Genomic DNA, 22,934 nt, shown 5'->3' with positions numbered 1-22,934 from the left:
CGCAGCACCTGCAAACCGCTTCTGCTTCCGCTTTCGCGTCGGACGTCTACTTAACGCATCAAGCGTTAAGTTAAGCAGCCAGCAGCGAACGCAACACGAACGGCAAAATCCCGCCGTGCTTGTAGTAGTCCACTTCGATCGGCGTATCGATACGCAGCAGAACTGCCACGCGCTTCTCCTTGCCGTCCTTGCCGCGAATTACCAGCGTGACTTCCTGCTGCGGCTTGAAGTCGTCACCGAGACCTTCGACGTCAAACGTTTCTTCGCCAGTAATGCCCAGCGATTGAACGCTATCCGAGCCCTTGAACTGCAGCGGCAGCACGCCCATACCGACCAGATTCGAACGATGAATCCGCTCGAAGCTGCGAGCAACCACAGCCTTCACGCCCAGCAGTTGCGTACCCTTGGCCGCCCAGTCACGCGACGAGCCCGTGCCGTACTCTTCGCCTGCCAGCACGACGGTCGGTGTACCCGCGTCGATGTACTTCATCGCTGCGTCGTATATCGACATGTTTTCGCCGCTCGGCTGATGAATCGTCAGACCGCCTTCAACGCGCGTACCGTCTGCCTTCGCCGGGATCATCAGGTTCTTGATCCGCACGTTGGCGAACGTACCGCGCATCATCACGTCGTGGTTGCCACGGCGCGAGCCGTAGCTGTTGAAGTCGGCTTTCTGCACGCCGTTTGCCTTCAGCCACTTGCCTGCCGGCGAGTCTTCCTTGATCGAGCCTGCCGGGCTGATGTGGTCGGTCGTCACCGAGTCACCGAAGATGCCCAGTGCACGTGCACCCTTGACTGCAGCAATGCTGTCGGCCGGCTGCATCGAGAAGTCCTTGCCGAAGAACGGTGGCTCAGCGATGTAGGTCGACTTCGGCCAGTCGTACACCTGACCCTCTTCGCCTTCGATCTTGCTCCACAGGTCGCCCTTCTTCGTGAGCTGTGCGTAGTTCTTGCGGAACGCTTCGGCGTCCAGTGCGAACTTGAGCAGGTCGTTGACTTCGTCGCTGGTCGGCCAAATGTCGCCCAGGTAGATGTCCTTGCCGCCCTTGCCCTTGCCAACCGGCTCGGTCATCAGGTCGCGCGTGATGTTGCCGGCGATTGCGTAGGCGACAACCAGCGGCGGCGATGCCAGGAAGTTGGCGCGGATGTTCGGGTGAATACGCGCTTCGAAGTTGCGGTTGCCCGAGAGCACAGCCGCTGCGACGATGTCGTTCTTCGTGATCGCTTCGTTCAGTTCCGGCGTCAGATCACCTGCGTTACCGATACACGTCGTGCAACCATAAGCAGCCAGTTCGAAACCCAGCTTCGACAGGAACGGCAGCAGACCCGTCTTCGTCAGATACTCGGTGACGATACGCGATCCGGGGGCGAGCGACGTCTTGATGTGCGGAGCCACGGTCAGGCCAGCTTCCACAGCCTTCTTCGCCAGCAGACCCGCAGCCAGCAGCACGCTCGGGTTCGATGTGTTCGTGCACGACGTGATGGCAGCGATCAGGATGTCGCCGTTCTTCACGTTGACACCGTTCGTCGTCGTGTATTGCGCGTCCAGATCGGCAGACTTCTTCGCAAAACCGTTTTCTGCAACCGGCTTCGAGAACAGATCGCTGAAGGTCGACTTTACGTGACCGATTTCGATCCGGTCTTGCGGACGCTTCGGACCTGCCAGCGACGGCGCCACCGTGCCGAGGTCGAGCTTGACGACCTTCGTGTAGTCGATTTCGCCAGCCTTCGGCACGCCGTACAGACCTTGCGCCTTGAAGTAGTTCTCGAAGGCGGAGATTTCTGCGTCGGTGCGGCCCGTGCCCTTGAAGTAGTCGATGGTCTTTTCGTCGACCGGGAAGAAGCCCATCGTTGCACCGTATTCCGGCGCCATGTTGCCGATCGTCGCGCGGTCCGGCAGCGACAGCGTGCGCGTGCCTTCGCCGAAGAACTCGACGAACTTGCCGACAACCTTTTCCTTACGCAGCAGTTCGGTAACCGTGAGCACCAAATCGGTTGCGGTCACGCCTTCGCGCAGCTTGCCCTTCAGTTCGACGCCCACCACGTCCGGCGTCAGGAAGTACACCGGCTGGCCGAGCATGCCCGCTTCCGCTTCGATGCCGCCCACGCCCCAGCCCACCACGCCGATACCGTTGATCATCGTCGTGTGGCTGTCCGTGCCGACCAGCGTGTCCGGGTAGTACACCGTGTCGCTGCCGTCCGTCTTCTTGTGCACGCCGCGTGCGAGGTACTCGAGGTTCACCTGGTGAACGATACCCACGCCCGGCGGCACGACCTTGAACGTGTCGAATGCCTGCATGCCCCACTTCATGAACTGGTAGCGCTCGTTGTTGCGCTGGAATTCCAGTTTCATGTTCAGATCGAGTGCATCCTTTTGACGGAAGTAATCGATCTGCACCGAGTGATCGACCACCAGATCAACCGGGACCAGCGGTTCGATCGACTTCGGGTTCTTGCCGGCGCGTTGCGCGACACCGCGCATTGCCGCGATATCGGCGAGCAGCGGCACGCCGGTAAAGTCCTGCAGCACCACGCGCGAAACCACAAACGGGATTTCGTCGACGCGCGAAGCGGTCGGCTTCCAGTTTGCCAGTTGCGTGATGTGTTCTTCGGCGATCTTCTTGCCGTCGTAATTGCGCAGCACCGACTCCAGCACGATACGGATCGAAACCGGCAGGCGGTCGATCTTGATATTCAGTGCCTTGCCGAGTTGCGGCAGCGAATAGAACTTGCCTTTGCCGGAACCGCTGTCGAATTCCTTGAGCGTTTTGTGGAGGTTGTGGGCCATGGTGTTTTCCTTGGTTTGATCGCGGAACTACAGTACTGAACTAGATGACATACAGATCGACGTATTCATTGACCGGCATGGCTTCGAGCCTTGCCTGGTCCAGCGACACATCGAGAATCGCTTGTTGCTGCTTGACCGGAAACTTGCGCGCGAGGTTGGTCCTGAACTTCTCGACCAGCAACGGGATGCCGTCTTCACGGCGGCGCTTGTGTCCGATCGGGTATTCGACCACTACCTCGTCGAATGTCGACCCGTCGTTGAATTCGACCGTCAGTGCATTGGCGATCGAACGCTTCTCCGGATCGTGATAATCCTTGGTGAACTGCGGGTCTTCCACGCAGCTCATCTTGTCGCGCAACGCGTCGATGCGCGGGTCCTGCGCGACGGAATCTTCGTAGTCCGCGGCCGTCAGGCGCCCATAGATCAGCGGCACCGCGATCATGTACTGGATGCAGTGGTCGCGGTCGGCCGGGTTGTTCAACGGCCCTTTCTTGTCGATGATACGGATCGCGGCTTCGTGTGTGCGAATCGTGATCTTGCTGATGTCTTCCACAGTCTTGCCCGCTGCGCGCAGTTGCGCATGCAGCGTCATGGCCGCTTCCACTGCAGTCTGCGAGTGAAACTCAGCCGGGAACGAAATCTTGAACAGCACGTTTTCCATCACGTACGAGCCGTACGGGCGCTGGAATTTGAATTCCTTGCCCTTGAACAGCACGTCGTAGAAGCCCCACGTCTTCGCTGTCAGAACAGACGGATAGCCCATCTCGCCAGTCTTCGCGATCAGCGCGAGTCGCACGGCGCGCGAAGTGGCGTCGCCCGCGGCCCACGATTTGCGCGAGCCGGTGTTCGGCGCGTGGCGGTAGGTGCGCAGCGCCTGACCGTCCACAAGGGCCAAGGAAACCGCATTGATCAGCTCGTCACGCGTGAGGCCAATCAGCCTGCCGATAACGGCGGTCGAAGCCAGCTTCACCAGCAGGACGTGATCGAGCCCAACCTTGTTAAACGAGTTTTCCAGCGCAATACAGCCCTGGATTTCATGCGCCTTGACCATGGCGATCAAGACGTCTTTCATCGTCAGCGGCTTTTTGCCGGTGGCGATGGCGGTACGCGACAGCCAGTCGGCCGTGGCGAGAATCCCGCCCAGGTTGTCCGACGGGTGGCCCCACTCGGCGGCGAGCCAGGTGTCGTTAAAGTCCAGCCAACGGATCATCGCGCCGATATTGAAGGCGGCCTGAACGGGGTCGAGCTGGAAAGACGTGCCAGGCACCTTGGCGCCGTTGGGGACGATCGTGCCGGGCACGATTGGTCCCATCAGCTTGGTGCAGGCCGGGTAAGTCAGTGCCTCGAGTCCGCAGCCGAGCGTGTCGATCAGGCAGTGACGCGCCGTTTCCAGCGCGAGCGTGCTGTCGATCGGGAAATCCAGAACGTAATCGGCGATATCGACCAGGACTTGGTCCGGGTCGGGCCGTACGTTGGATATCGGAGCGGACATCGGGGCTTTCCTTCCTGAAACGAAACTAAGGGAAACTTAGTTCTGCGGGTTCTTGATCAGCTCGTTCGATTGCGTCGGAGCCGGCGCGCCTTGCGACATTTCAGCTGTCTTGCACTCGTCCGCGAGACGCGAACCGTCGTTGTCCGAGAACAGCATCGCCTTGGTCGGGATCACGACCAGGTCCAGACCCGAAGCGGCGTCGTGGAAGCGGTCAGCGCCCGTCGTGGTGGTTTCGCGCGGCAGGTTGTAGTTCTTGTTCGCCCAGTGAACAGTGACGATCTGATCGCGCTTCATGTCGCCCTTCATATCGAACGACAGACCTTCATTACACGACCACTTGATTGCACCGTCCGGCACCGGATCGACTTGCGCTTCTTTCTTCGGGTTCGGCTTACGCTTGATCAGGCGTTTCGGAGCCGGCCTTTTCGGCGTGGCCTTCTTGGCGGTAGTCGCGGCGGTGCCCGACGCCGTTTGTGCGGAGGCGTCCGTCGTGGCGATCAGCATCGTCGTGGACAAGGCGCCGACAACGGCGGCGATCAGCAGCTTTTTCATGGAGTTAGCCTTTTCTATCTAATATCGGTTGAACAGTGCGCGGCTACCGGTGGGAGCAGCCGCCAGGGTGGAACTGCACGCGCCCTGAAAGCGCACAGCGGACGCTATTTTCTCCTATTTAGCGTCACGAACTTCAAATTCTCTGGGCCGGTGTAGTTCGCGCTCGGCCGGATGATCTTGTTGTCGATGCGTTGCTCGATGATGTGCGCGCTCCAACCCGCCGTACGGGCGATCACGAACACCGGTGTAAACATCGCTGTCGGCACACCCATCATGTGGTACGACACCGCGCTGAACCAGTCCAGGTTCGGGAACATCTTCTTGGCGTCCCACATCACGGTTTCGAGCCGCTCGGCGATGTCGAACAGCTTCGTGCTGCCGGCTTCCTTCGAGAGCTTCTTTGCGACTTCCTTGATGACCTTGTTGCGCGGATCGGAGATCGTGTACACCGGGTGGCCGAAGCCGATCACGACTTCCTTGGCGTCGACGCGGCGGCGGATATCCGCTTCAGCCTCGTCGGGACTCTGGTAGCGCGACTGGATTTCAAACGCGACTTCGTTGGCGCCGCCGTGCTTCGGGCCGCGCAGCGCACCAATCGCGCCGGTCAGTGCCGAGTACATGTCCGAGCCGGTGCCGGCGATCACGCGGCCGGTGAAGGTCGATGCATTGAATTCGTGCTCCGCATACAGGTTCAGCGAGATGTGCATCGCCTCGACCCACGACTTCGACGGCTCGACGCCGTGCAGCAGATGCAGGAAATGGCCGCCGATCGAATCGTCGTCGGTCTCCACCTCGATGCGCTTGCCGTTATGCGAGTAGTGGTACCAGTAGAGCAGCATCGAGCCGAGCGAGGCCATCAGCCTGTCGGCGATATCGCGTGCGCCGGGGAGATTGTGGTCGTCCTTCTCGGGCAGCACCGTACCGAGCACCGAGACGCCGGTGCGCATCACGTCCATCGGATGGGCTGCGGCCGGAATCCATTCCAGCGCGGCCTTGACGTTGGCGGGCAGGCCGCGCAGCGCCTTCAGCTTGGCCTTGTAGGCCGTCAGTTCAGCCTGCGTGGGCAGCTTTTCGTGCACCAGCAGGTAGGCGATTTCCTCGAATTCGCAGGTGCTGGCGATGTCGAGAATGTCATAGCCGCGGTAATGCAGGTCGTTGCCGGTCTTGCCGACCGTGCACAGGGCAGTGTTACCCGCCGTCACGCCAGACAGTGCAACGGATTTCTTCGGTTTGAAGGCGCTCGGGGCTCCGCTCTCGCCTGGTGTCGCTGCGGCTTGCGTCTTTTCGCTCATCTCCAGCAGTCTCCTGTATGTCCGCTCATGATGCGGACTCTTTGGTGGAACCGGTTTTAGCAAAGAGCGGCGCGGCTTCAGCCGGCACCGTGCGTCCCGTCGAGCGCGCGCGGCGCAGCACCGACCAGTAGTAGCGATAGCTCGCGCGGTCGTGCAGGGTGTCGTGATGGCGCGTCGGGCCCCACTGGGCGGCCTGCGCCGCCAGCAGGATTTCGGCGGCCGTGGCGATCTCTTCATCGCGCGGCGAAAAGGCGGCCACGATAACCGGCACCTGCGACGGATGGATGCTCCACATCCGCGTATAGCCGAACTCGTTGCGGGCGCGGGTGGCGTCATTGGCTACCACGCTCATGTCACGCACTTCGGTGCTGACGTTGTGCGACGGTACCTTGCCATGCGCGTGACAGGCCGCGGCGATCTCGAGCTTGGCGCGCCGCACCAGCGGGTGATCGAACTGGCCGGGCGAGCGCATCGCCGTATCGGGGATCGCGCCGTCATGCGCGGAGACGAAGTCCATCAGGCCGAAGCTGAGCGCTTCGACGCCCGGCAGGGCGGCCAGATCGAACGCTCGCGCCAGTGCGCCATGGGTTTCGACCAGCAACTGCACCGGCACGGCTTGAGCGATGCCGAGCTCACACCGCGTCGCTTCGATGTACGCGCACATTTCGGCAGCATCGGGAACGCTGCGGATCTTCGGTAGGGTGATATACGCAGGGGCGCGTTTGGCGGCGCGCAGGATCAGGCGCACGTCGTCGCGCCAGTGCGCATGATTGAAATCGTGGATCCGTACGCCCACGCGGCCGAAGCGGTCGTGCTCGCTGCCCAGCAGCGACGCCACCAGCTCCGCATGCTCGGCTTCGCGGCCCACCTGGGCGCCGTCTTCGCAATCGAGCGTGATGTCGAACACCGGCCCCAACTCCTGCTGCAAAGCGAGCGATTTCAGCATCAGCTTTTCACTGCCGGCGTAGTGATCGCAGGCAGGCAGGACTGTGGGCGGCGCTTCGCCGTCAAACAGCACTTCGGCGGGTGTGAGGGCGCGCATCTTCGGCGTCAGGGGCGTATTGGCTCGTTGAGAATCGGATTCGACCGCGTTCTGCCTGGTGTTGCCTGACGGGCTGGAACAGCGCATCAAGCGGCGCAAAACGCGTTCGGATCAAATACGGACGTAAAAAACCGGAACCCGTCGGCAAGCAACAGAGTCCCGGCTGGTCTACATCAGGCGCTTAGCCGAGCAGGTGTTGAACGCCTTCGCGCTCTTCAAGCAACTCGTTCAGCGTAGCGTCCATCTTTTCGCGCGAGAACGTGTCGATTGCCAAGCCTTCAACGCGCTTGTACTCGCCGTTTTCGCATGTTACCGGCACACCGTAAATGATGTCTTCCGGAATGCCGTACGAGCCGTCCGACGGGATACCCATGGTGACCCACTTGCCGTTCGTGCCGAGCACCCAGTCACGCACGTGGTCGATGGCGGCGTTAGCTGCCGACGCTGCCGAGGACAGGCCGCGCGCTTCGATGATCGCTGCGCCGCGCTTGCCGACGGTCGGGATGAACGTGTTGCGATTCCATTCGTCGTCGTTGATCAGCTTGGTCAGGTCCTGGCCTTCTGCCGTTGCAACGCGGAAATCCGGGTACATCGTCGGCGAGTGGTTGCCCCACACAGCCAGTTTCTCGATCGAAGCGACCGGCTTGCCCGACTTGGCAGCCAGTTGCGACAGAGCGCGGTTGTGGTCCAGGCGCAGCATGGCGGTGAAGTTCTTCTTCGGCAGATCCGGTGCCGACTTCATCGCGATGTAAGCATTGGTGTTGGCCGGGTTGCCGACCACCAGCACCTTCACGTCGCGGCTGGCGACTTCGTTGAGCGCCTTGCCTTGCACCGTGAAGATCTCAGCATTCGCCGACAGCAGATCCTTACGTTCCATGCCTTTCGAACGCGGACGCGCGCCGACCAGCAGGGCAACGTCAGCGTCCTTGAACGCAACCTTGGGATCGTCGGTGATCACGACGCCCTGCAGCAGCGGGAATGCGCAATCATCCAGTTCCATCACGACGCCTTTGACGGCGCCTTGCGCTTGCGGCAGATCGAGCAGTTGCAGGACCACCGGTTGATCCTTGCCGAGCAGGTCGCCGTTGGCGATGCGGAATAGCAGGGAGTAAGCGATTTGACCTGCGGCGCCGGTGACGGCAACGCGCTTTGCGGGCTTAGCCATTGAGAATTCTCCAGGACGATGCGTTAGACGCTAGGGAAAACGCCATTCTATATGCGCGTTAGGCGAAGCGTTGTGAAACAGGGCGGAATTTACTGTTACGCGGGGCGCCTCAGGCCGAAAGCCGAGGCTGGAAGCGCGTTGCGGCAAGACCGCCATGCCGGAAACCTGTACAGCGGAGCGGGTGCTTGGGACACCGGTGGCCGCTGCATGGTGCCGGGCTCCTGCAAGGGTGTGTTTCCGAAGCGTCTGACGGGACAAAGACCGGCGAATCGAAAGCGGGACCGCGAGGGACAACAGCGTGATGCAGAGCGGCTTTAGGTGCCGGGCGGCCTGCCAGGAGTACCTGTGGATACCCTGGAAAAAGCCGTTGAACAACCCTCGAACCCTTGCTCGCCAAGGAGTGTAGGAGTCGGCACACGCAAAGTCAACAGTATCTTATGTCTTATATAAGACATATCTGTTGCCGGGAAAGTAATAGACGGCAGACGGGCCTTTATGATGAAATGCGCGCATGAATTCGAACCCGGCGAGCACTCCGAATCCTAACGGCCCTGGGGGGCCGGGCGAGGGTGCGTCCGCTGCTGCTGCGCCCGCTACATCGCCCACTTTCAGCCCCTTGTATCAGCAGATCAAGGCGTTGATTACACACAGCCTCGAGTCGGGTGAGTGGAAGCCGGGTGAGATCATTCCCAGTGAAGTTGAACTGGCTGCCCGCTTCAAGGTGAGTCAGGGGACGGTGCGCAAGGCGATCGACGAACTGGCGGCGGATAACCTGCTGGTGCGCCGTCAGGGCAAGGGCACTTTTGTTGCAACGCACAATGAGGATCGCGCCCAGTTTCGCTTCCTCAGGTTACTGGCCGATGACGGCGCCGAACACCCTCATGTTAGCCGCCTGCTCGAATGCCGCCGCCTGCGCGCGTCGGCCGATATCGCTCGCCAGCTCGATCTCAAACCAGCCGACCCAGTGGTGCTTATAAAGCGCCTTTTGCAGTTTGATGGTGAAATTACGGTTCTCGACGAAATCTGGTTGCCCGGCGTCGTGTTCCGCGGACTCACTCTCGAGCGGCTTTCCGAGTACAAGGGTCCGCTCTATGCGATGTTCGAGACTGAGTTCGGAACCCGTATGATCCGGGCGTCCGAGAAGATTCGGGCGGTGGCGGCCGACCCCACGGTCGCCGACCTGCTGAAGGTGCCGCCCGGATTTCCGTTGCTGTCGGTGGATCGCGTGTCCTATACCTATGGGGACCGCCCTGTCGAAGTGCGGCGCGGATGGTATGTCACAACTGGGTACTACTATCAGAACGATCTCAGCTAAAACCGGGCTGTCGGAGACCCGGAAGTTCGAGCTGGATCGATGTGTTTAAGGGTGATGGGCATAACGCGCGGAACCCGCTTGAGAACGCCATTCTCGCGTGCGCAGGAAAGGACCGTTGGGGTTTTTCGCTGCAGCGCGATATGAAAAGGCGCTAAAATTCAGGATTAGTGTTACTACATAGTAGGGGTCTAGCATGGCTGAAGCCGTAAAAAAACCGAGGCCGGAGTTCCGGAACATCGGTATCGGGCAGATATTGACGGCGTATCGCCTCCCACTAGCGGGGCGTGTGTCGATTCTCCATCGCGTCAGCGGTGGGCTGCTGTTTGTTTTTCTTCCGTTCCTGCTTTACCTCTTCGATCAAAGCCTTACCTCAGAGCTCAGCTTTGACGTCTTCAAGGGCTTCCTCTCCAACATCATCGTCAAGCTCATCACGCTGGTTCTCGCGTGGGCCTTCCTGTTTCACTTCTGCGCTGGCGTGCGCCACCTGTTCATGGACACGAGCCACAGCCTCACGACGAAAGAGAAGGGCAAGCAAACCTCCATCATCGTACTGGTCGTTTCGTCGCTTCTGACAATTGCATTCGCGCTCAAACTCTTCGGAGCATTCTAAAAAAATGTCAGCTAATAACCGAATCGGTCCGAAGCGTCTCGTCGTCGGCGCGCACTACGGTCTGCGCGACTGGCTCGCACAGCGCATTACCGCGACGATCATGGCGGTCTACACGATCATCCTGCTCGCGTGGTTCTTCGGCGCACAAGACTTTTCGTATGACGGCTGGGCGTCGATCTTCGCGACGCAATGGATGAAGCTCGCCACCTTCGTGACGCTGCTGTCCCTGTTCTACCACGCGTGGGTAGGTATTCGCGACATCTGGATGGACTACATCAAGCCCGTCGGTGTGCGTCTCCTCCTTCAGGCCCTGACGATCGTCTGGCTGCTGGCGTGTGCCGGCTACGCTGCGCAGATTCTCTGGAGAGTATAAAAGAATGGCTGCAATCAAGAATTCTCTGCCGCGTCGCAAGTTTGACGTGGTTATCGTCGGCGCAGGCGGCTCGGGGATGCGCGCTTCGCTGCAACTCGCACGCGCCGGCCTGTCGGTCTGCGTGCTGTCCAAGGTGTTCCCGACGCGCTCGCACACCGTGGCTGCTCAGGGCGGCATCGGCGCATCGCTCGGCAACATGAGCGAAGACAATTGGCACTATCACTTCTACGACACGATCAAGGGTTCCGACTGGCTCGGCGACCAGGACGCGATCGAGTTCATGTGCCGCGAAGCACCGAACGCAGTCTACGAACTGGAACACATGGGCATGCCGTTCGACCGCAATGCGGACGGCACGATCTATCAGCGTCCGTTCGGCGGCCACACGGCCAACTACGGCGAAAAGCCAGTGCAACGCGCTTGCGCGGCTGCCGACCGTACGGGTCACGCGCTGCTGCACACGCTTTATCAGCAGAACGTAGCAGCGAAGACGCAATTCTTCGTCGAATGGATGGCGCTAGACCTGATCCGCGACGCCGAAGGCGACGTGCTCGGCGTGACGGCGCTGGAAATGGAAACGGGCGACGTCTACATCCTCGAAGGCAAGACCACGCTGTTCGCTACGGGCGGTGCAGGGCGGATCTTCGCGGCATCCACGAACGCGTTCATCAACACCGGTGACGGCCTGGGTATGGCCGCGCGTTCGGGCATCGCACTGCAAGACATGGAATTCTGGCAATTCCACCCCACTGGCGTGGCGGGTGCGGGCGTGCTGATTACCGAAGGCGTGCGTGGCGAAGGCGGCATTCTGCGCAACTCGAACGGCGAGCGTTTCATGGAACGCTACGCGCCGACGCTGAAGGATCTGGCTCCGCGTGACTTCGTTTCGCGTTCGATGGACCAGGAAATCAAGGAAGGTCGCGGCGTAGGTCCGAACAAGGATCACGTGCTGCTCGACCTGTCGCACATCGGCGCTGAGACGATCCTGAAGCGTCTGCCGTCGATCCGCGAAATCGCGCTGAAGTTCGCGAACGTCGATTGCATTAAAGAGCCGATCCCGGTTGTGCCGACCATCCACTATCAGATGGGTGGCATTCCTACGAATATTCACGGCCAGGTCGTGGGTACGTCGAAGGGTCATGAAGAGCCGGTCAACGGCTTCTACGCAGTGGGCGAATGCTCGTGCGTGTCGGTCCACGGCGCGAACCGCCTGGGCACGAACTCGCTGCTCGACCTGGTGGTGTTCGGCCGCGCGGCCGGCAACCATATCGTCAAGCACGTGCGGGAAATCAAGGAACATAAGCCGTTGCCGGCTGACGCCGCTGATTTCGCGCTCTCGCGTCTCGACAAGCTCGACAAGTCCTCGTCGGGCGAATACACGCAGAACGTGGCCAACGACATCCGCGCCACGATGCAGGCACACGCCGGCGTGTTCCGTACCTCGAAGCTGCTTTCCGAAGGCGTGGAGCGTATCCGCGAAGTGGCCGAGCGCGTCGATAACGTGCATCTGAAGGACAAGTCGAAGGTGTTCAACACGGCCCGCGTTGAAGCGCTGGAACTGGCGAACCTGATCGAAGTGGCACGCGCCACGATGGTGTCGGCAGAAGCGCGCAAGGAAAGCCGTGGTGCGCACGCACAGGACGACTTCGAACATCGCGACGACGAAAACTGGCTGCGCCATACGCTATGGTTCAGCGAAGGCGATCGCCTCGACTACAAGCCGGTTCACATGCAACCGCTGACCGTCGAATCGGTGCCGCCGAAAGCGCGTACCTTCTAAGGCACAAGTCAAAGGAATTCAGAAATGGCCAAGCGTACATTTGAAATCTACCGCTACGATCCGGACAAGGACGCAGCTCCGCGCATGCAATCGTATGAGATCGAAATCGACTCGCACGAACGCATGCTGCTCGACGCGCTGCTCAAGCTGAAAGCAGTGGATGAAACGCTGTCGTTCCGTCGCTCGTGCCGCGAAGGCGTGTGCGGTTCGGACGCAATGAACATCAACGGCAAGAACGGTCTGGCGTGCCTGACTAACATGAACGACCTGCCGCAGAAGATCGTGCTGCGTCCGCTGCCGGGTCTGCCCGTCGTGCGTGACCTGATCTGCGACTTCACGCAGTTCTTCAACCAGTATCACTCGATCAAGCCGTACCTGATCAACGATACGCCGCCGCCCGAAAAGGAACGTCTGCAGTCGCCGGAAGAACGCGAAGAGCTGGACGGCCTGTACGAGTGCATTCTGTGCGCAAGCTGCTCCACGTCGTGCCCGAGCTTCTGGTGGAACCCGGACAAGTTCGTCGGTCCGGCTGGTTTGCTGCAAGCTTATCGTTTCATCGCGGATAGCCGCGACCAGGCGACCGGCGAGCGTCTCGACAATCTGGAAGACCCGTACCGTCTGTTCCGTTGCCATACGATCATGAATTGCGTCGATGTGTGTCCGAAGGGACTGAACCCGACGAAGGCGATTGGCAAGATCAAGGAATTGATGGTTCGCCGTGCAGTCTAATGAAACAACCCCCACGCTCCCTTTCGTTCGCTGCCCCCCAAGGGGGCGGTCAGTACACTTGGGGCGGCCCGGCGCGTACTGACATGCAAGAATCGCATCAAGCTGACCCGCTTCGGCGGGCGCGCCTTCGCTGGCGCGCCCGCCGCGGCCTGCTGGAAAACGATCTGATTTTCGAGCGTTTTTTCAGCAAATACGAGCATGACCTCAGCGATGCCGACGTAGGCGCACTTACGCGCCTGCTAGAGCTGAGCGATAACGACCTGATGGACTTGCTCCTCGCGCGCAAGGAACCAGAAGGCGACCTTGCAGAGCCGGATGTGATCCGGTTGCTGGAGCTGCTGCGCACTGCTTGAGTAAAGCCAGTCCGTTGTTCCACGCGTGCAATTATCGAAACCCTGTTTCCATACTTCGATTGAGGATGTGCCATGACCCCGTCAGATGTTAAAGCCACGCTATCGTTCAGCGACAACTCGCCGAGCGTTGAAATGCCGATCTACAAGGGCACGATGGGCCCGGACGTGATCGACATCCGCAAACTGTACGGCCAGACCGGCAAGTTCACGTACGACCCGGGCTTTATGTCGACGGCGGCGTGTAACTCGGCCATCACCTACATCGACGGCGACAAGGGTGAGCTGTTGTACCGCGGCTACCCGATCGACAACCTCGCACAGAATGCCGACTTCCTCGAAACGTGCTTTCTGCTGCTGAAGGGCGAACTGCCGAACGCAGCTGAGAAAGAAGAGTTCGTCGAGACCGTCACGAAGCACACGATGGTGCACGAGCAGATGCACTTCTTCTTCCGTGGCTTCCGTCGCGACGCGCATCCGATGGCGATTCTGGTGGCCGCAGTCGGCGCGCTGTCGGCGTTCTATCACGACTCGCTGGACATCAATAACCCGCGTCACCGTGACGTGTCGGCGATTCGCATGATCGCGAAGCTGCCGACGCTGGTGGCGATGGCGTACAAGTACAGCATCGGCCAGCCGTTTGCGTACCCGAAGAACGAACTGTCGTACAGCGCGAACTTCATGCACATGATGTTCTCGAACCCGTGCGAAGAGTACAAGGTCAACGACGTGCTGGTGCGGGCGCTGGACCGTATCCTGATCCTGCATGCGGATCACGAACAGAATGCGTCCACGTCGACGGTGCGTCTGGCCGGCTCGTCGGGTGCAAATCCGTTTGCGTGTATCGCAGCCGGTATCGCCTGCCTGTGGGGCCCGGCACACGGTGGCGCGAACGAAGCGGCGCTGAACATGCTGGAAGAGATCGGCTCGGTCGACAACATTCCTGAGTTCATCAAGCAGGTGAAGGACAAGAACTCGGGCGTGAAGCTGATGGGCTTCGGTCACCGCGTGTACAAGAACTACGACCCGCGTGCCAAGCTGATGCGCGAAACCTGCCACGAAGTGCTGGAAGAGCTGGGCCTGCACGACGACCCGTTGTTCAAGCTGGCCATGGCGCTGGAAAAGATCGCACTGGAAGACGAGTACTTCGTGTCGCGCAAGCTGTACCCGAACGTTGACTTCTACTCGGGCATCGTGCAGCGCGCGCTGGGCATCCCGACGTCGATGTTCACGTGTATCTTCGCGATGGCACGTACGGTGGGCTGGATTGCGCAGTGGAACGAAATGATTGCCGATCCGGAACAGAAGATCGGCCGTCCGCGTCAGCTGTTTGTTGGCGATACGCCGCGTGAAGCGAAGGCTATTTCGGACCGGTAAGCAGGTGTAGATTGTCGCGTAGTGTAGTTAGCGGTTAAGCGATTCAGACTGCTGTGTACTACGCGTGATGCTGCGCTGCGGTTAAGGAAACGCCCCAACGGGTTAAACGTTGGGGCGTTTTGCTTTTGGGGTTGATGGCGGGTCAGATCAGGCGTGACTTTGTGCGCCGCACCTTGCCGGGTGCCATCGATACAGGTATCGCCACTACCACCCAACTCCCTGTTTTTTCTGGGTTTTTCCGTTAAACGGTGCGCAAAATCGCGGATCAGCGTGGCATAATCAATCGCACACACAGCTTGCCCGCAGTCATCACTACCCCGCATACCATGGCACAGACTCTCTACGACAAATTGTGGAACACACATGTGATCCACACGGAAGAAGACGGTACGACGATTCTTTACATCGACCGTCACCTGCTGCACGAAGTCACCAGCCCGCAGGCGTTTGAAGGCCTGAAGCTGGCTGAGCGTCCCGTGTGGCGGATCAGCGCGAATCTGGCCGTGTCCGACCACAACGTGCCCACTACGGACCGCAGTCATGGCATCGCCGATCCGGTGTCGAAGCTGCAAGTCGACACGCTCGATACGAATTGCGATTCCTACGGCATCACGCAGTTCAAGATGAACGACCTGCGCCAGGGCATCGTGCACATCATCGGGCCGGAGCAGGGCGCTACGCTGCCGGGCATGACGATCGTCTGCGGCGACTCGCATACGTCCACGCACGGCGCGTTCGGGGCGCTCGCGCACGGTATCGGCACTTCGGAAGTCGAGCACGTGCTGGCTACGCAAACGCTCTTGCAGAAGAAGAGCAAGAACATGCTGGTGAAGGTCGAAGGGCAATTGCCGCGCGGTTGTACCGCGAAGGACATCGTGCTCGCCATTATCGGCAAGATCGGTACGGCAGGCGGTACGGGCTATGCCATCGAGTTCGGCGGTTCGACAATCCGCGCGCTCAGCATGGAAGGCCGCATGACCGTCTGCAACATGGCGATCGAAGGCGGCGCGCGGGCTGGCATGGTCGCCGTTGACGACACGACAATCGAATATCTGAAGGGTCGTCCGTTCTCGCCGGAAGGCGTCGAGTGGGATCACGCAGTCGAATACTGGAAGCAGTTCAAATCGGATGACGGTGCGAAGTTCGACCGCGTCGTCGAACTGAATGCTGCGGAAATCGTGCCGCAAGTCACATGGGGTACGTCGCCGGAGATGGTGACCGCAATCGATGGCCGCGTGCCGGATCCGGAACGCGAGAAAGATCCGGTCAAGCGCGACGCGATGGAACGTGCGCTGAAGTACATGGCGCTCGAACCGAATCTGCCGATCGAATCCATCAAGCCGGACAAGATTTTTATCGGCTCGTGCACCAACGCGCGTATCGAAGACTTGCGCGCCGCAGCGTATGTCGTGCGCAAGCTGGGCCGCCGCGTCGCGCCGAACATCCGTCTGGCGATGGTCGTGCCGGGCTCGGGTCTGGTTAAGGCGCAGGCTGAGCGTGAAGGGCTGGATAAGGTCTTTACCAACGCCGGTTTCGAATGGCGCGAGCCAGGCTGCTCGATGTGCCTCGCAATGAACGCGGACCGGCTGGATCCGGGCGAGCGTTGCGCGTCCACGTCTAACCGCAACTTCGAAGGCCGTCAGGGCGCAGGTGGGCGTACTCACCTCGTGAGTCCGGCGATGGCTGCTGCTGCTGCCATCGAAGGTCACTTCGTCGATATTCGCAAGCTCGGCTAAGCCGCTGCGATTCTGTTTCGATTCCACCGGCGGCGCGCCCAGTGGCGCAGCCGCCGGTCTTTACTCTGATGGGTGATGGGCCATGGATAAATTCATCGTACATACCGGCGTCGTGGCGCCGTTGGATCGCGAAAACGTCGACACGGACGCGATCATTCCGAAGCAGTTCCTGAAGTCGATCAAGCGCACGGGCTTCGGTCCGAATGCGTTCGACGAATGGCGTTACCTCGACCACGGCGAGCCGGGTCAGGACAATTCGAAGCGCCCGCTGAATCCCGACTTCGTGCTGAACCAGCCGCGCTATCAAGGCGCGTCGATCCTGCTGGCGCGCAAGAATTTCGGCTGCGGCAGCTCGCGTGAGCACGCACCGTGGGCGCTGCAGCAGTACGGCTTCCGCGCGATCATCGCGCCGAGCTTCGCAGACATCTTCTACAACAACTGCTTCAAGAACGGTCTGCTGCCGATCGTGCTCACAGAGCAACAGGTGGATCATCTGTTCAACGAAACGTACGCGTTCAACGGTTTCGAGCTGACCATCGATCTCGAAGCGCAGACCGTGCGCATCGGCGACGGCACCGAGTACCCGTTCGAAGTTGCCGGCTTCCGTAAGTACTGCCTGCTGAATGGTTTCGACGATATCGGCCTGACGCTACGTCACGCTGACAAGATTCGTCAGTTCGAAGCAGAGCGTCTGACGAAGCAGCCGTGGCTGGGCCACCGTATCGTCGGTTAAGTGCACGCCTGAGTTTGAGGCGGTAGCGCTTTTGCGTGCCCAGGTTTAAAAGAAAACAATCAAGGAAATTCGCATGAAGATCGCAGTGTTGCCCGGCGACGGCATCGGTCCGGAAATCGTCAAGGAAGCCGTCAAGGTTCTGAATGTGCTCGGCGAGAAATTCGAGCTCGAAGAAGCGCCCGTTGGCGGCGCGGGTTACGAAGCCAAGGGCCATCCGCTGCCCGATTCGACGCTCGCGCTCGCGAAGGAAGCCGATGCGATCCTGTTCGGCGCCGTCGGCGACTGGAAGTACGACAAGCTCGAACGCGCGCTGCGTCCCGAGCAGGCCATTCTGGGTCTGCGTAAGCATCTGCAACTGTTCGCGAACTTCCGTCCGGCGATCTGCTATCCGCAATTGACGGGTGCGTCGTCGCTGAAGGAAGAGATCGTTTCGGGCCTCGACATCCTGATCGTGCGCGAACTGAATGGCGATATTTACTTCGGCGCACCGCGCGGTCTGCGTGACGCACCGGACGGCCCGTTTGCCGGCGCGAAGGAAGGTTTCGACACGATGCGGTATTCGGAGCCGGAAGTGCGCCGCATCGCGCACGTTGCTTTCCAGGCAGCGCAAAAGCGCGGCAAGAAACTGACTTCGGTCGACAAGGCCAACGTGCTCGAAACGTCGCAATTCTGGAAGGACATCATGATCGATGTCTCGAAGGAATACGCGGACGTCGAGCTGTCGCACATGTACGTCGACAACGCGGCCATGCAACTGGTGAAGGCGCCGAAGTCGTTCGACGTAATCGTCACCGGCAACATGTTTGGCGACATCCTTTCCGATGAAGCCGCTATGTTGACGGGTTCGATCGGCATGCTGCCGTCGGCGTCGCTCGACAAGAACAATAAGGGCTTGTACGAGCCGTCGCATGGGTCGGCGCCGGATATCGCCGGCAAGGGCGTGGCGAATCCGCTGGCCACGATCCTGTCCGCCGCGATGATGCTGCGTTATTCGCTGAACAAGGCCGAACAGGCCGATCGCATCGAAGCCGCCGTGAAGAAGGTGCTGGAGCAAGGCTTCCGTACTGGCGACATCCTCACGCCGGGTTGCAAGCAGGTCGGTACTGCGGCGATGGGCGATGCTGTCGTCGCCGCGCTTTAAGGCTGTTGTTGGCGTTGTGTTTTACCCGGGCCGCGAACGTTTCGTGGCCCGTAAAGACGTAGTGACGATGTCGTAAGTCCGACACGCGCACACGCGCGAATGGCCCGAAATCCGGCCCATTCGCGCGCAAAAGCGGCGAATCAGGCCGCCCAAATCCGGTTTTCGTGTAGACTGTAGAAATGGCTAGCGCTCACCAAATCACCTCGATTTCTAACCATCACGGCAAAACGGCCCGTGTGGTTGAGCTCGCCATTAGCGTCAAAACGCTGATTAAAGCAATTACCCCGAAAACGATCACGATTCGCTGATCGTCCGTCGTGCCCGCCCATCTTCCCCGCGCGGTCACTGCGGGCAAAGATGCGGGGAAGCCTCCACTCGAAGGGTAAGTGTCATGAACGTAGGTCTCGTAGGTTGGCGCGGCATGGTCGGCAGCGTCCTGATGCAGCGTATGCAGCAGGAAGGCGATTTCGATCTGATCGAACCGGTGTTTTTCAGCACCAGCAACGCGGGCGGCAACGCGCCGTCGTTCGCTAAAAACGAGACCAAGCTCAAAGATGCCTCGAGCATCGACGACCTGAAGAAGTGCGACGCCATCATCTCCTGCCAGGGCGGCGACTACACCAATGACGTGTTCCCGAAGCTGCGCGCAGCGGGCTGGAACGGCTACTGGATCGACGCGGCTTCGTCGCTGCGTATGAAGGACGGCGCCGTCATCATTCTCGATCCGGTCAACCTCGACGTGATCAAGAACGCGCTGGTGAAGGGTCAGAAGAATTTTATCGGCGGCAACTGCACGGTCAGCCTGATGCTGATGGCGCTGGGTGGCCTGTTCCGCGAAAACCTCGTCGACTGGATGACGGCCATGACGTATCAGGCTGCATCGGGCGCGGGCGCGCAGAACATGCGTGAATTGCTGCAACAGATGGGCACGCTGTATGGCTCGGCCAAGGAAGATCTGGCGGATCCGTCGTCGGCGATCTTGGATATCGACCGCCGCGTGCTCGCCGCGATGAACAGCGACCGCATGCCGACCGAGCATTTCGGCGTGCCGCTCGCCGGTTCGCTGATTCCGTGGATCGACAAGGACCTCGGCAACGGCATGTCCAAGGAAGAGTGGAAGGGCGGCGCGGAAACCAACAAGATCCTCGGCAAGCCGGCCATGGGCACGCCCGGTTCGATCCCGGTGGACGGATTGTGCGTGCGCATCGGCGCCATGCGCTGCCACTCGCAGGCTTTGACGATCAAGCTGAAGAAAGACGTGCCGCTCGACGAGGTGAGCAGCATCCTCGCCTCGGCCAATGACTGGGTCAAGGTTGTGCCGAACGAGCGCGAAGCGTCGATCCGCGATCTGTCACCGGCGGTGGTCACGGGCACGCTGACGGTGCCGGTTGGACGTCTGCGCAAGCTGGCGATGGGCGGCGAATATCTGTCGGCTTTCACGGTTGGCGACCAGCTCTTGTGGGGCGCCGCAGAGCCGCTGCGCAGGATGCTGCGCATTCTGCTCGACAAGTAAAGTAAACTACGCGGCTACGACGCGTAAAAACTCAAAAAGCGTCGCGCTCGCGCGGCGCTTTTTTCATTGGTGTGCTCCCAAAATCTTGTCTCAATCCAACCGCAAACAAGGGCTGAGCGCTGACGCGCCCGTGGTCCAGATGACCGTCCGACACGCTTACCGTCGCGCTATCGCGCGCAGCCGTGTGTGCCGGTTCGCCGCCGCGGCTAGCCTGGCCTTCGTGCTGGGCGGCCTGGGTGGGGGTGCAACCGGCGCTCAGGCAGCGACTGTCGACGCGGCCAGCGCGCCAGCCGGTGCTTCCGCGCCGCTCGCCGCCGGCAGCCAGTATTCGATTCATCCGGGGCAATCGCTGAATGACGTAGCGATCGCGGCCACGCAGTCGCACGATCGCGCGACGCTGGCGCGCGCCTCGAAGGCCTTGTTCGACGCAAACCCGAACGCGTTTATGTCGCACGACCCGAGCCGGCTGAGACTGGGGTCAGTGCTGACGATTCCGGCGCTGGATGCGACGGGCGCGGCGATCGTGGCTTCGGATGCCGCGGGGGCCTCGGCACCATCGGGGGCGGCAGCAAGTTCGGCTGTAGCGGCGAGTTCGTCGTCGTCGGCGGCTTCACCCGCTACGGCGGCCACGGCAACCGCGGCAAGTACTGCGGTCAGCGCTGCGTCGCAGCCTGCCAGTGGGCAGGCGAATGCAGCGAGTGCTGCCATGCAGGCTGCTCCGGCCGTCTCTGGGCTCGCGAGTGCAGCGGTTCAGGCGAGTTCGGCCACCGCTGCTGGCGCTGGCGTTAGCGCGCCGTTGGCCGGCAGTGGGGCCGCTATGGCCGCGTCCGGCGCGGTGTCTGGCGCGGCTTCGGCGCCTGCCGGCGTTTCGTCGACAGCCGTCGCGCCGTCTGCCTCGCAAACGGTGGGTGCGCATGTCTGGACGGGCTCGATCCAGCCGGCGACCGGCGCATCGGTCGCCTCCGCGGCGTCTGCGTCTGCGACGCTGCCGGTTACGCCTTCCTCCGCTCCGCAGGCCTTGCAGGCTCCGACGCAGGTTTCCAGTCTGCAACAGTTGCTCGCGCTGAAGAGCCGCGTGCTGTTGGAATTGCAAAAGCATGGCATCGGCGGCAAGCCGGCGCAGCCTGCTTCGGCGAGCGGTCCTGCGACGGTTGAGAGCAGTCCGGCGGTCGTTGCCAGCGGGACTCATGTGCAGAGCACGGGTGCTGTGGCGAGTTCGCACACTCAGAGTGGCGGCTTCGACTTGTCCCCGGTGAACCTCGGCTTTGCCGCTGCAATCGGCGCAGCGGCGGTCGCCTTGCTGGCTGCGCTAGGGATGCGTCGGCGTAAGAGTCGCGTGACGTCGGCGGAGGTTGCCGGGGCGTCTGAAACTGAAGCCGTGGCGGGGCCGGAGACTGTGCTGGCGCGGGATAACTTCGCGCCGCATGATGAGATTGGTACGTCTGACCCAGTGGTTGCCGGTGGGTACGCGGCGCGCGAAGCCGCAACTGGCGAGGCTACGGCACACGAAGAAGCGGCTACCCGTGAAGCGGCGGAGCGGGAGGCAGCAGCCCAGCAGGCCGTAGAGCGCGAGGCAGCAGCCCGTGAGGCTGCGGCACACGAGGAAGCGGCTGCACGTGAAGCCGCGGAGCGTGAGGCGGCAGCCCAACAGGCTGCAGAGCGCGAAGCAGCGGCTCGCGAGGCTGCTGCGCACGAGGAAGCAACTGCACGTGAATTGGCGGATCGGGAGGCAACGGCCCGGCAGATCGCAGAGCACGAGGCAGCGGCTCATGACGCGGCATCTCATGAAGAAGCGGCCTCGCATGAAGTGGAAGAGCACGAGGCCGCAGTACGGAAGTCAGCAGAGAGCGAAACAGCGACGTACGAACCGGCCGAGCACACTTCTGCACCGTTCTCCTTCGAAGACACCACCGCCTCGGCCGATCACGCCCCGGTCATAGAACCCGGGACTGACGTATTGCGTCCAGACCAGTTCCACCCAGCGATCGAGCATCCGATCCACCCTGCGCCGGCCGGCCCGAATCAATGGACCGAGCCCGCGGCGCATCCCTCTGAGGAGAGTGTTGCCGAAGAGCCGCCGCTTGAACGCAACGAACCGCCGCATCCGCAGATGGATTTCGGTGCACCGGCGCCGCTTGGCGAGCCGCAAGCGGGGTCGCCATTCGGCCAACATCCCGCCGAGCCGTCGCTCGATCACGCAGGAGCCCCGCAGCCGCTCCCCTCGCCGCCGCAACTTGAGCCGGAGTGGGGCGAGCCGCTGACACCCGAGGCATCTGAACCGGTGCCGCACGGAGAATCGCTGTCGCCCGAGGCATTTTCCCCATCGGCGCACGAACAGCCCTCCGCGCCCGAAACATTCGAACAGGCGCCGCAGGTCGAGGAAAACGCATCCCCGGCAGAGCAGCCCCTCAGCGACGCCCCATCTGAGCCGGCCGCCGCAAGCAGCTTCCCCCGCGACGCAGTCGACGCCTTCGGCAGCCTCGACATGGCTTTGCCGCCGCGCACGGAGCCAGTATCGCCAGCCACGCCGGTAACGCCACCTGCTTCGCTGTCGACGCAGCCGGTTGTGGAGCCCGTAATCACCGCGCAGCACGCCTTCATGCACGGTTCCGCGGGCTCACTCCCTGTCGCCGAAGAAATCGCTGCAGGCACGGCAGGCCCAGCGGCCGTCGCCGGGCTAGGCGCTGCCGGCTTCGGCGCGCTGAATCTGGACTTCGATCTGGAGTTGCCGCCGAGTCCCGCGCAACCGCTGCCGTCGTTCACGCCGCATGACCTGGTCCGGATTGCCCGCAACAAGCTCGATCTGGCCTCCGAGTACATCGAACTGGGCGATCTGGCCGGCGCGCGAGCGCTGATCCAGGAAGTGATTGATACGAACGACGCTGCCACGCGCAGCGAAGCGCGGGCGTTGCTGTCGACGCTGCGGCCTCTGTCGTAATGCCCGCC

At 61.3% G+C, this 22,934-nt stretch carries 18 protein-coding genes; 12 read left to right on the top strand and 6 right to left on the bottom strand.

Annotation, left to right across the window (positions count from 1 at the left end):
- Nucleotides 1-70: 70 nt before the first annotated feature.
- The 6 genes from acnA to P3T20_RS36300 all read right to left on the bottom strand — a co-directional run bounded on the left by acnA (nt 71) and on the right by P3T20_RS36300 (nt 8,331).
- Complete coding sequence (acnA, locus tag P3T20_RS36325; RefSeq protein WP_074266624.1) at nt 71-2,788, bottom strand: aconitate hydratase AcnA; 2,718 nt, start codon at nt 2,786-2,788, stop codon at nt 71-73.
- Nucleotides 2,789-2,828: 40 nt separating this feature from the next.
- A complete protein-coding gene (locus P3T20_RS36320) occupies nt 2,829-4,280 on the bottom strand; it encodes a bifunctional 2-methylcitrate dehydratase/aconitate hydratase (protein WP_074266623.1) in 1,452 nt (483 codons plus the stop codon).
- A gap of 36 nt (nt 4,281-4,316) precedes the next feature.
- Nucleotides 4,317-4,832, bottom strand: a complete 516-nt coding sequence (locus P3T20_RS36315) for a hypothetical protein (protein WP_074266622.1) — start codon at nt 4,830-4,832, stop codon at nt 4,317-4,319.
- A 104-nt stretch (nt 4,833-4,936) separates the two neighbouring features.
- Nucleotides 4,937-6,124, bottom strand: a complete 1,188-nt coding sequence (prpC, locus tag P3T20_RS36310) for a bifunctional 2-methylcitrate synthase/citrate synthase (protein ID WP_074266621.1) — start codon at nt 6,122-6,124, stop codon at nt 4,937-4,939.
- Nucleotides 6,125-6,149: 25 nt separating this feature from the next.
- Nucleotides 6,150-7,166, bottom strand: coding sequence for an HpcH/HpaI aldolase/citrate lyase family protein (locus tag P3T20_RS36305; RefSeq protein ID WP_074266620.1), 1,017 nt, complete (start codon nt 7,164-7,166; stop codon nt 6,150-6,152).
- 181 nt (nt 7,167-7,347) lie between these two features.
- Nucleotides 7,348-8,331: a malate dehydrogenase gene (locus tag P3T20_RS36300; protein WP_074266619.1), complete on the bottom strand. Its 984-nt coding sequence runs from the start codon at nt 8,329-8,331 to the stop codon at nt 7,348-7,350.
- 511 nt (nt 8,332-8,842) lie between these two features.
- Here P3T20_RS36300 and P3T20_RS36295 point away from each other — a divergent pair.
- From P3T20_RS36295 to P3T20_RS36240, 12 genes are all read left to right on the top strand, one after another.
- Entirely contained in the window at nt 8,843-9,646 is an 804-nt protein-coding gene (locus tag P3T20_RS36295; RefSeq protein WP_074266618.1) for a GntR family transcriptional regulator, read from the top strand.
- A gap of 193 nt (nt 9,647-9,839) precedes the next feature.
- Nucleotides 9,840-10,256 (top strand): succinate dehydrogenase, cytochrome b556 subunit, encoded by a 417-nt coding sequence (gene sdhC, locus P3T20_RS36290; protein ID WP_074266617.1) that lies wholly within the window; start codon nt 9,840-9,842, stop codon nt 10,254-10,256.
- Between the two features lie 4 nt (nt 10,257-10,260).
- Nucleotides 10,261-10,629, top strand: a complete 369-nt coding sequence (sdhD, locus tag P3T20_RS36285; protein WP_074266616.1) for a succinate dehydrogenase, hydrophobic membrane anchor protein — start codon at nt 10,261-10,263, stop codon at nt 10,627-10,629.
- A gap of 4 nt (nt 10,630-10,633) precedes the next feature.
- Nucleotides 10,634-12,409 (top strand): succinate dehydrogenase flavoprotein subunit, encoded by a 1,776-nt coding sequence (gene sdhA / locus P3T20_RS36280; RefSeq protein WP_074266615.1) that lies wholly within the window; start codon nt 10,634-10,636, stop codon nt 12,407-12,409.
- A 24-nt stretch (nt 12,410-12,433) separates the two neighbouring features.
- Complete coding sequence (locus P3T20_RS36275; RefSeq protein ID WP_074266614.1) at nt 12,434-13,138, top strand: succinate dehydrogenase iron-sulfur subunit; 705 nt, start codon at nt 12,434-12,436, stop codon at nt 13,136-13,138.
- 83 nt (nt 13,139-13,221) lie between these two features.
- Nucleotides 13,222-13,491, top strand: coding sequence for a succinate dehydrogenase assembly factor 2 (locus tag P3T20_RS36270; protein ID WP_074266613.1), 270 nt, complete (start codon nt 13,222-13,224; stop codon nt 13,489-13,491).
- A 72-nt stretch (nt 13,492-13,563) separates the two neighbouring features.
- Nucleotides 13,564-14,865 carry a citrate synthase gene (gene gltA, locus P3T20_RS36265; protein WP_074266612.1) on the top strand — a complete coding sequence of 434 codons (1,302 nt, stop codon included), beginning with the start codon at nt 13,564-13,566 and terminating at the stop codon, nt 14,863-14,865.
- A 326-nt stretch (nt 14,866-15,191) separates the two neighbouring features.
- Entirely contained in the window at nt 15,192-16,601 is a 1,410-nt protein-coding gene (gene leuC / locus P3T20_RS36260; protein WP_074266611.1) for a 3-isopropylmalate dehydratase large subunit, read from the top strand.
- Between the two features lie 82 nt (nt 16,602-16,683).
- A complete protein-coding gene (gene leuD / locus P3T20_RS36255) occupies nt 16,684-17,334 on the top strand; it encodes a 3-isopropylmalate dehydratase small subunit (RefSeq protein ID WP_074266610.1) in 651 nt (216 codons plus the stop codon).
- 73 nt (nt 17,335-17,407) lie between these two features.
- Nucleotides 17,408-18,475 (top strand): 3-isopropylmalate dehydrogenase, encoded by a 1,068-nt coding sequence (gene leuB, locus P3T20_RS36250; RefSeq protein WP_074266609.1) that lies wholly within the window; start codon nt 17,408-17,410, stop codon nt 18,473-18,475.
- Nucleotides 18,476-18,866: 391 nt separating this feature from the next.
- Entirely contained in the window at nt 18,867-19,988 is a 1,122-nt protein-coding gene (asd, locus tag P3T20_RS36245) for an aspartate-semialdehyde dehydrogenase (RefSeq protein WP_074266608.1), read from the top strand.
- A 139-nt stretch (nt 19,989-20,127) separates the two neighbouring features.
- Nucleotides 20,128-22,926, top strand: coding sequence for a FimV/HubP family polar landmark protein (locus P3T20_RS36240; RefSeq protein WP_429289435.1), 2,799 nt, complete (start codon nt 20,128-20,130; stop codon nt 22,924-22,926).
- Nucleotides 22,927-22,934 lie beyond the last annotated feature (8 nt).

This window comes from Paraburkholderia sp. GAS206C (assembly GCF_050435645.1).
Taxonomy (GTDB): Bacteria; Pseudomonadota; Gammaproteobacteria; order Burkholderiales; family Burkholderiaceae; genus Paraburkholderia; species Paraburkholderia phenazinium_B.
Note: the sequence above shows the minus strand (reverse complement) of the source record. Positions and strands in the feature narration are given on the sequence as shown.

Excerpts from the sequence above, each read along its gene's own strand:
- P3T20_RS36270 (WP_074266613.1), top strand. The coding sequence starts at position 13,222 with ATGCAAGAATCGCATCAAGCTGACCCGCTTCGGCGGGCGCGCCTTCGC.
- sdhA (WP_074266615.1), top strand. The coding sequence starts at position 10,634 with ATGGCTGCAATCAAGAATTCTCTGCCGCGTCGCAAGTTTGACGTGGTT.
- P3T20_RS36295 (WP_074266618.1), top strand. The coding sequence starts at position 8,843 with ATGAATTCGAACCCGGCGAGCACTCCGAATCCTAACGGCCCTGGGGGG.
- leuB (WP_074266609.1), top strand. The coding sequence starts at position 17,408 with ATGAAGATCGCAGTGTTGCCCGGCGACGGCATCGGTCCGGAAATCGTC.
- P3T20_RS36305 (WP_074266620.1), bottom strand. The coding sequence starts at position 7,166 with ATGCGCGCCCTCACACCCGCCGAAGTGCTGTTTGACGGCGAAGCGCCG.
- P3T20_RS36240 (WP_429289435.1), top strand. The coding sequence starts at position 20,128 with ATGACCGTCCGACACGCTTACCGTCGCGCTATCGCGCGCAGCCGTGTG.
- acnA (WP_074266624.1), bottom strand. The coding sequence starts at position 2,788 with ATGGCCCACAACCTCCACAAAACGCTCAAGGAATTCGACAGCGGTTCC.
- leuD (WP_074266610.1), top strand. The coding sequence starts at position 16,684 with ATGGATAAATTCATCGTACATACCGGCGTCGTGGCGCCGTTGGATCGC.
- gltA (WP_074266612.1), top strand. The coding sequence starts at position 13,564 with ATGACCCCGTCAGATGTTAAAGCCACGCTATCGTTCAGCGACAACTCG.
- prpC (WP_074266621.1), bottom strand. The coding sequence starts at position 6,124 with ATGAGCGAAAAGACGCAAGCCGCAGCGACACCAGGCGAGAGCGGAGCC.
- asd (WP_074266608.1), top strand. The coding sequence starts at position 18,867 with ATGAACGTAGGTCTCGTAGGTTGGCGCGGCATGGTCGGCAGCGTCCTG.
- P3T20_RS36300 (WP_074266619.1), bottom strand. The coding sequence starts at position 8,331 with ATGGCTAAGCCCGCAAAGCGCGTTGCCGTCACCGGCGCCGCAGGTCAA.
- P3T20_RS36315 (WP_074266622.1), bottom strand. The coding sequence starts at position 4,832 with ATGAAAAAGCTGCTGATCGCCGCCGTTGTCGGCGCCTTGTCCACGACG.
- leuC (WP_074266611.1), top strand. The coding sequence starts at position 15,192 with ATGGCACAGACTCTCTACGACAAATTGTGGAACACACATGTGATCCAC.
- P3T20_RS36275 (WP_074266614.1), top strand. The coding sequence starts at position 12,434 with ATGGCCAAGCGTACATTTGAAATCTACCGCTACGATCCGGACAAGGAC.
- sdhC (WP_074266617.1), top strand. The coding sequence starts at position 9,840 with ATGGCTGAAGCCGTAAAAAAACCGAGGCCGGAGTTCCGGAACATCGGT.
- P3T20_RS36320 (WP_074266623.1), bottom strand. The coding sequence starts at position 4,280 with ATGTCCGCTCCGATATCCAACGTACGGCCCGACCCGGACCAAGTCCTG.
- sdhD (WP_074266616.1), top strand. The coding sequence starts at position 10,261 with ATGTCAGCTAATAACCGAATCGGTCCGAAGCGTCTCGTCGTCGGCGCG.